This window comes from Nocardioides sp. NPDC127503, from assembly GCF_040302165.1.
Classification (GTDB): domain Bacteria; phylum Actinomycetota; class Actinomycetes; order Propionibacteriales; family Nocardioidaceae; genus Nocardioides.
The window spans coordinates 634,511-641,755 of sequence record NZ_JBEORH010000002.1 but is presented as its reverse complement, the minus strand read 5'-3'; the positions used below and the strand labels follow the sequence as shown (position 1 = coordinate 641,755).

Annotated in this window: 5 protein-coding genes; 1 reads left to right on the top strand and 4 read right to left on the bottom strand. The window is 68.1% G+C overall.

The features are described 5' to 3' along the window. The 3 genes from ABTW65_RS07100 to ABTW65_RS07090 form a co-directional block, all read right to left on the bottom strand. On the bottom strand, positions 1–1,178 hold a 1,178-nt coding region (locus ABTW65_RS07100), incomplete at its 3' end, for an acetyl-CoA carboxylase biotin carboxylase subunit (RefSeq protein ID WP_350659262.1). Between the two features lie 22 nt (positions 1,179–1,200). Beyond that, positions 1,201–1,413 (bottom strand): acyl-CoA carboxylase subunit epsilon, encoded by a 213-nt coding sequence (locus ABTW65_RS07095; protein WP_350659261.1) that lies wholly within the window; start codon positions 1,411–1,413, stop codon positions 1,201–1,203. Between the two features lie 133 nt (positions 1,414–1,546). Continuing rightward, on the bottom strand, positions 1,547–3,193 hold the full coding sequence (locus ABTW65_RS07090; protein ID WP_350659260.1) for an acyl-CoA carboxylase subunit beta: 1,647 nt from the start codon (positions 3,191–3,193) through the stop codon (positions 1,547–1,549). 87 nt (positions 3,194–3,280) lie between these two features. Between ABTW65_RS07090 and ABTW65_RS07085 the strand changes: the two genes are divergently transcribed. Further along, positions 3,281–3,952: a TetR/AcrR family transcriptional regulator gene (locus ABTW65_RS07085; RefSeq protein ID WP_350659259.1), complete on the top strand. Its 672-nt coding sequence runs from the start codon at positions 3,281–3,283 to the stop codon at positions 3,950–3,952. A 20-nt stretch (positions 3,953–3,972) separates the two neighbouring features. On the opposite strand, the gene ABTW65_RS07080 is transcribed toward ABTW65_RS07085, so the two are convergent. Beyond that, positions 3,973–7,077, bottom strand: a complete 3,105-nt coding sequence (locus tag ABTW65_RS07080; protein WP_350659258.1) for an MMPL family transporter — start codon at positions 7,075–7,077, stop codon at positions 3,973–3,975. Between the last annotated feature and the right edge of the window lie 168 nt (positions 7,078–7,245).

Sequence of the window (7,245 nt, the reverse complement as noted above, 5' to 3'; positions counted from 1 at the left end):
CCGGAGACGATCAGCTTGGCGATCAACGAGTCGAAGGAGCCCGGGATGGTCTCGCCCTTCTCGTAGCCACCGTCCAGGCGCACCCCGGGTCCGGCCGGGGGTGCCCACTCGGTCAGGGTGCCGGGGGCGGGCATGAAGTTGTTGCCGCCGTCCTCGGCGTTGATCCGGAACTCGATGGAGTGCCCACGGACCTCCGGGTCCTCATAGCCGAGCTCCTCGCCGGCGGCGATCCGGAACATCTCGCGGACCAGGTCGATGCCGGTGACCTCTTCGGAGACGCAGTGCTCGACCTGGAGGCGGGTGTTGACCTCGAGGAAGGAGATGGTCCCATCCGCGGCGACCAGGAACTCACAGGTCCCGGCGCCGACGTAGCCGGCCTCCCGCAAGATCGCCTTGGACGACTCATAGAGCCGCTTGTTCTGCTCCTCGGACAGGAACGGCGCCGGCGCCTCCTCGACCAGCTTCTGGTGGCGACGCTGCAGAGAACAGTCACGCGTGGAGACGACCACGACGTTGCCGTGTTTGTCGGCCAGGCACTGGGTCTCGACGTGGCGGGGCTTGTCGAGGAACTTCTCCACCAGACACTCACCCCGCCCGAACGCACCCACGGCCTCACGCACGGCGGATTCGTAGAGGTCGGGGATCTCCTCCAGGGTCCGGGCGACCTTCAGACCACGCCCGCCGCCACCGAAGACGGCCTTGATCGCGACCGGGAGGCCGTACTCCTTCGCGAAGGAGACGATCTCGGTAGCGTCCTTGACCGGGTCCTTGAGCCCCGGCGCCAACGGCGCACCCGCCTTCAACGCGATCTGCTTGGCCTTGGCCTTGTCACCCAACGCGTCGATGGCCTCGGGGGAGGGCCCGATCCAGGTCAGACCCGCCTCGATCACGGCGGTGGCGAAGTCGGCGTTCTCGGCCAAGAACCCGTAGCCGGGGTGCACCGAGTCCGCACCCGAGCGGCGGGCGACATCGATGATCTTCTCAATCGAGAGATACGACTCAGCCGGGGTGGCACCACCCAACGAGTAGGACTCATCGGCCAGCCGCACGAAGAGGGCGTCACGGTCGGGGTCCGCATAGATCGCGACCGAGCCGATCCCGGCGTCCTTGCACGCACGGATCACTCGAACGGCGATCTCACCGCGGTTGGCGATCAAAACCTTGGTCAGTTCAGGCACGGTGTTCTGCTTTCTACGACGGTCAGTTCGGCAGCGCGCTGGCGCGCCATGCGTTGGGGCCGGGGTGGATCGGGGTACGCAGCTTGGGCGTGGCCCAGAGGGAGCGCTGCTTCTGCTTCGGGGGCTCGGCTGAGCCAAGGGCCGAGAAGACGGCCACGATCGCGGCCACCTCTTCGGGGGTGGCGTTGTGGTCGATGACCTTGAGCAACGGCGTCTGCTCGTCAGGGCTGGTCATGTCCGTGACCACCTTTCGTTCTTGGCTCGGGTTGCGTCGGGTTTGGGTTGGGAGCCGCCGAGTCGGCGCAATCCGGTCCTCGCTCGCTTCGCTTCGCTGCGGTCCGTTTGCGCCGACTCGGCGCGCGCTCACATCAGAGCGGGATATTGCCGTGCTTCTTCGCAGGGAGCGTCTCGCGCTTGGTGCGCAGCAGGCGTAGGGCGCGGGTGACTTCGGCGCGGGTCTCGTGGGGTGGGATGACGGCGTCGATGTAGCCACGTTCGGCGGCGATGTAGGGGTTGGCCAGGGTGGTCTCGTACTCATCGATGAGCTCGGTGCGTTTGGCTTCGACCTGGTCGGTGGTGGCGCCGGAGGCTTCGAGGTCGGCCAGGGTGCGGCGGTGGATGATGTTGGCCGCGCCTTGGGCGCCCATGACCGCGATCTGGGCGGTGGGCCAGGCCAGGTTGATGTCGGCGCCGAGGTGTTTGGAGCCCATCACGTCATAGGCGCCGCCGTAGGCCTTGCGGGTGATGATGGTGACCAAGGGGACGGTGGCCTCGGCGTAGGCGTAGATCAGTTTGGCGCCGCGGCGGATGATGCCGTTGTGTTCTTGGTCGGTGCCGGGTAGGAACCCGGGGACGTCGACGAAGGTGATCACGGGGACGTTGAAGGCGTCGCAGGTGCGTACGAAGCGGGCGGCCTTCTCGGAGGCGTCTATGTCGAGGCAGCCGGCGAACTGCATCGGCTGGTTGGCCACGATCCCGACCGGGCGGCCCTCGATCCGGGCGTAGCCGATGATGATGTTGGGTGCCCACAGGGGCTGGACCTCGAGGAACTCCCCCTCGCCATCGTCATTGGTATCGACGATGTGGGAGATCACCTCGTGCATGTCGTAGGGCTGGTTGCCGCCATCGGGGATGAAGGTGTCCAGCTCCCGATCCAGCTCCGAGATCTCCAGATCTGCGGCCTCCTCAAAGGCCGGCGGCTCCTCCATGTTGTTCGACGGCAGGTAGGACAGCAACGCCTTGACGTAGTCGATGGCGTCGGCCTCGTCGGCACCCATGTAGTGGGCCACACCCGACTTGGAGTTGTGGGCCAGGGCGCCGCCGAGCTCTTCCATGGTGATGTCCTCACCGGTGACGGTCTTGATCACGTCGGGGCCGGTGATGAACATGCCGGAGGTCTTGTCGACCATGATGGTGAAGTCGGTGACCGCGGGGGAGTAGACGTGGCCGCCGGCGCAGTTGCCCATGATCAGGCTGATCTGCGGGATCACCCCGGAGGCGTGGACGTTGCGTTTGAAGATCTCCCCATACAGCCCCAGGGAGACCACGCCTTCTTGGATCCGGGCGCCGGCGCCCTCGTTGATCCCGATCAGCGGGGACCCGGTCTTGATCGCGAGGTCCATGATCTTGGTGATCTTCTCGCCGTAGACCTCACCCAGGGAGCCACCGAAGACGGTGAAGTCCTGGGAGAAGACACAGACCTGGCGGCCGTCGATGGTGCCGTAGCCGGTGACCACCCCGTCGCCGAAGGGCCGGTTCTTCTCCAGCCCGAACGCCACCGACCGGTGCCGCGCGAGCTCGTCGACCTCTTGGAAGGAGCCCTCATCGAGCAGCATCTCGATCCGCTCCCGCGCGGTCTGACGCCCCTTCGCGTGCTGCTTCTCCACCGCCTTCGCAGAACCAGCGTGGACGGCCTCGTCGAGACGACGCTCCAGCTCGGCCAGCTTCCCGGCGGTGGTGTGCAGATCGATCTCGGCGCCCGAGGAATCGGGTGCGGTGGTGGGCTCGGCGCTCAACGGGACTCCTTGTGAACTTCAGTGTCAATGAATGAGACTAAGTGTCATGCGGCATGATGTCCAGGGAACGATCCAAAAGGGAGAGTGATGGCAGCAGCGCGTGACGAGATCTCGGACGCGGCGTTCCGCCTGTTCGGGATCCAGGGGTACGCGACCACGTCCGTCGACGACATCGCGTCCGAGGCCGGCGTCAGTCGCAGCACCTTCTTCCGCTCCTTCGGCTCCAAGGAAGCCGTGATCTTCCCCGACCACGACGAGCTTCTCGCCCGGATCGAGGAGCGGTTGCGTTCCTCACCCTCGGACGCCGGACTTGCCGCCGTCACCGATGCGGTCAAGATCGTGCTGTTCCACTACGTCGCGGAGGGCGAGCGTGCGCGGGAGCGCTATGGGCTGACCTCCACCGTTCCGGCGCTCCGTGAGCGTGAGCTGGTGAGCGGCGCCCGCTACCAGCGCCTCTTCCGTCGATACCTGAGTCACTGGGCCGACGCCTCGCCAGAAGCAGAGCTCCGTGCGGAGATGACGGCAGCGGCAGTCGTCGCGGCACATAACCGGGTGCTTCGCCGTTGGCTCCGCCGCGAGTGCACCGACCCGCAACGGGAGATCGAGCAGGCGCTGGCGGCAGTCCACCGCACCTTCGCCGACGAGAGCGAGGCATCGATCGGGATGCTCGTCGTTCCCGCCGGCGTACCCGCCTCTGCCGTGGAGAAGGCAGTGAAAAGGGCACTGGAAGGCGTCGCTGTCCGAAACCTCGATCAGTAACACCTGACCGACGACGGAACCTACGACACCCCGGTGCGTTCGTCGCCCCGGTGCCGGGGTGACGTCTCCGGGACGTCCGGAGTCCCGGCCTGCGGCGCCGGCTCGCCCTCGATCGAGATGTGGGGGAGAACCTTGTCGAGCCATCTGGGCAGCCACCAGGCAGCGCGTCCGAAGATCACCAGCGCTGCCGGAGCAAGGGTGACCACGAGGATGCCCGCGAGCAGCACTGCGACGGAGAGGCCGACGCCGAACTGCTTGATCGTCGGGTCGAGGTCGAGGATGAAGCTGGCGAACACCGACGCCATGATGAGGGCCGCCGCCGTGGTGATCCGGGCGCTGGAGACCAGCCCCGAGTGGACCGCCTGCCGGGGTTCGGCCCCTTCGTGGACGTGCTGCTGGACTTGGCTGACGAGGAACACCTCGTAGTCCATCGAGAGCCCGAACAGGCCCGCGAACATCATCAGGGGTACGTAGCTGGCGATCGGCACCGTCGACGACGCCGTGTCGATGCCGAGCAGGTCGACGCCCCAGCCCCACTGGAACGTAGCGGTGAGGACGCCGAACGCGGCGGCCGCCGAGAGCAGGTTGGTCACCGCTGCCTGGAGCGGGATGAGCAGCGAGCGGAAGGCCACCATCAGCAGCAGGTAGCCGAGCAGGATGACGGTCCCGATGACGAGCAGCAGCCGGGCCGAGATGAGGGAGGCCAGGTCGACGTAGGAAGCCGTGTAGCCACCGACGTACGACGTGATGTCCTCGCCCTTGTTTGTCTTCGGCAGCACGGAGTCGCGGACGTGCCCGACGAGGTCGGCGGTGTCGTCCGAGGCGGGCGCGGTCTTCGGCACGGCGGAGAGAAGGACGACGTCGCCCTTCTTGTTGATCTGCGGCGGGGTGAGGGTCGCGACCCCGTTGGTGCCGGATAGACCGTTCTGCAGGTTCACCACGCGGAGATCGGTGCCGCGTGCGTCGCCGCCCGCCGCCGTCATCATCTGGGTGAGCTCGTCCTGCAGTTGCTCGGCCTCCTTCTGCTCCTGCTCGGCCTGTTGCTGCTCGGCCTTGAGGTCGTCGGCCTTCTGCTGGAGCTCCGTCGCCTGCTGCTCCAACGCGTCCCCCTGCCGGCGCAGCGAGTCGGCCTCGGCCTGGAGCTCGTCGCCCTGGGCCTGCAGCGAGGCTGCCTGACGCTCCAGATCGGCCTTCTGCCGGGTGAGCGAGTCGGCCTGCCGTTGCAGCGCGTCGGCCTGTTGCTGGAGGCGCTGCGCCTGCGCCTGCAACCGGCGTGCCTGCCGGGCGAGGCTGCGTGCCTCCCTCTCCAGCGGCGCGAGCTTCTCCTGGACGGCGGCCTGCTCAGCCTTCACTGCGTCGAGGCGGGCCTGCAACCGTTCCACCCGGGCTTCGTCGCCGTCCTGCTCGGCGCGGGCGACTCGGCGTTCCAGGACGCGCTCGTGAGCCCGGAGCCGTACGAGCTCCCGGACCAGCGGCCGGGCTTGCACCGCCAGTCGCCTCGCCTCGCGCCGCAGCTGGTCCCGGCGTGCCTCGAGGCGTGCCTGCTCGGCCTCTAGGGTCCGCTGCTCGGCGCGGAGCCGGTCGGCCTGCCGCTCGAGGTCCGCCTGCTCTCCGCGCAGCGCGTCGGCCTGCTGTTCGAGGGCGGCCTGCCGCGCCTGCAGCTGCGCGCTCTGTTGCTCCAGGGACGCCTGCTCGGCTTCCAGCTGTGCCTGTTCGTCCTCGAGCTGCTGTTGCTGTTCGGGCAGCTCCTTCTGCTTCTTCTCGAGGTCGGACTTGAGCGACATCGCCTTGTCGTACTTCTGGGTGTACTCGTCGCTCGGGGCCGCAGGCGGGTCGAGCGACGAGGCGACCTGCAGCGGACCGTTGTAGCCGACACCCAGGCCCGCGCTGATCAGGTCGTACGCCTGCCGTTCGGTCGTCTCCTTCGAGGTGGCGCCGACGTCCTCCTGGCCGAGCTCGAGGCTGAACACCGGGATGATGAGTGGCACCAGGGCCGCGAGCGAGACGCCCGCGACCACCCACGGGTGGCGGTGGACGACTCCGGCCCACCTCGCCCACAGGCCCTGGTCGCGCCGACGTCCTGGACGCATGAACGCCGGCAGCGAGGCCCAGCGGATCCGGTTGCCCAGCAGTCCGAGGAACGCAGGCAGCAGGGTGATCGCCACCAGGACGGCGGCCGCCACGGCCATCGCCGAGGCGTACCCGAGTGCGGAGACCAGCGGGATGCCGGCCACGCCCAGCGCGAGGAGGGCCACCACGACGGTGCAGCCGGCGAAGACGATGGCGCTGCCGGACGTCGCCACCGCCTGCGCGATCGACTCGCGGATCGGCATCCCGTCGCGCATCTGGTCCTGATGGCGGGTGATCAGGAAGAGGGCGTAGTCGATGCCCACGCCGAGGCCGATCATGGTGGCCAGGGTCGGCCCGGCGGACGGGATCGCGAGGAGGTGGCCGACCAGGCCGACGGTGGCCAGGGCGACGCCGAGCCCGACGACAGCGGTGATGATCGGCAGCCCCATCGCCACCAGGCTCCCGAGCACCAGGCTGAGGATGATCATCGCCGCGATGATCCCGACGACCTCGCTGGTCCGGGACTCGTCGGTCGACAGCGTCGAGCCGATGGAGCCGCCGGCCGCGGTGGTGATGCCCGCGTCCTGTGCTGGCTGGGTGGCGCCCAGGACGTCACCGGCGATCTTCTCCGTCAGGTCGCCGGATCCGACGTCCATCAGCACCGGCGCGAAGGCTGTTCGGCCGTCCTTCGACAGCAGGCCGGCGGTCTGTCCGTCGCTGCTCAGCGGGTTGGTGACGCTGTGGACGTGCGGCTGCTTGCCGATCTCCTTCACCGCGTCGTCGACGGCCTGCTTGTTGGCGGAGTCGGTCAGCTTCCCCTTGCTCACGTGGAAGACGATCGGGTTGACGCCGTTCTGCTGGGGCGGGAACCGGTCGGAGAGCAGGTCCTTCGCCTCCTGGCTGCCGGTGCCGGGCAGTGCGAGGTCGTTGCTGGTCTTGGCGCCGAGGCCCGAGACGGCCAAGACAACGGTGACGAGCACCAGGACCCAGGCGCCGATGACGAGGAGGCTGTGTCGGGCACAGAAGCCCCCGAGTCGACCGAGGAGGCCTGCCACGACGCTGCTCCCTCCTGCGGCCTCGTCGTATGAGCCGCTTGGGCGCGTGTGCTGCCCAAGGACCGTAGCGGGATCTCGTGACAGAGGAGGAGGTCGATGTGCAGGTTCCCCGGAATCGGGGACCGCATTCATGCTGAAGGGGTTGCCGTGGCGCACGGCAACGTCCGC

Bases quoted from the DNA above. Each gene is read 5' to 3' on its own strand.
- ABTW65_RS07095 (WP_350659261.1), bottom strand. From the start codon at position 1,413: ATGACCAGCCCTGACGAGCAGACGCCGTTGCTCAAGGTCATCGACCAC.
- ABTW65_RS07085 (WP_350659259.1), top strand. From the start codon at position 3,281: ATGGCAGCAGCGCGTGACGAGATCTCGGACGCGGCGTTCCGCCTGTTC.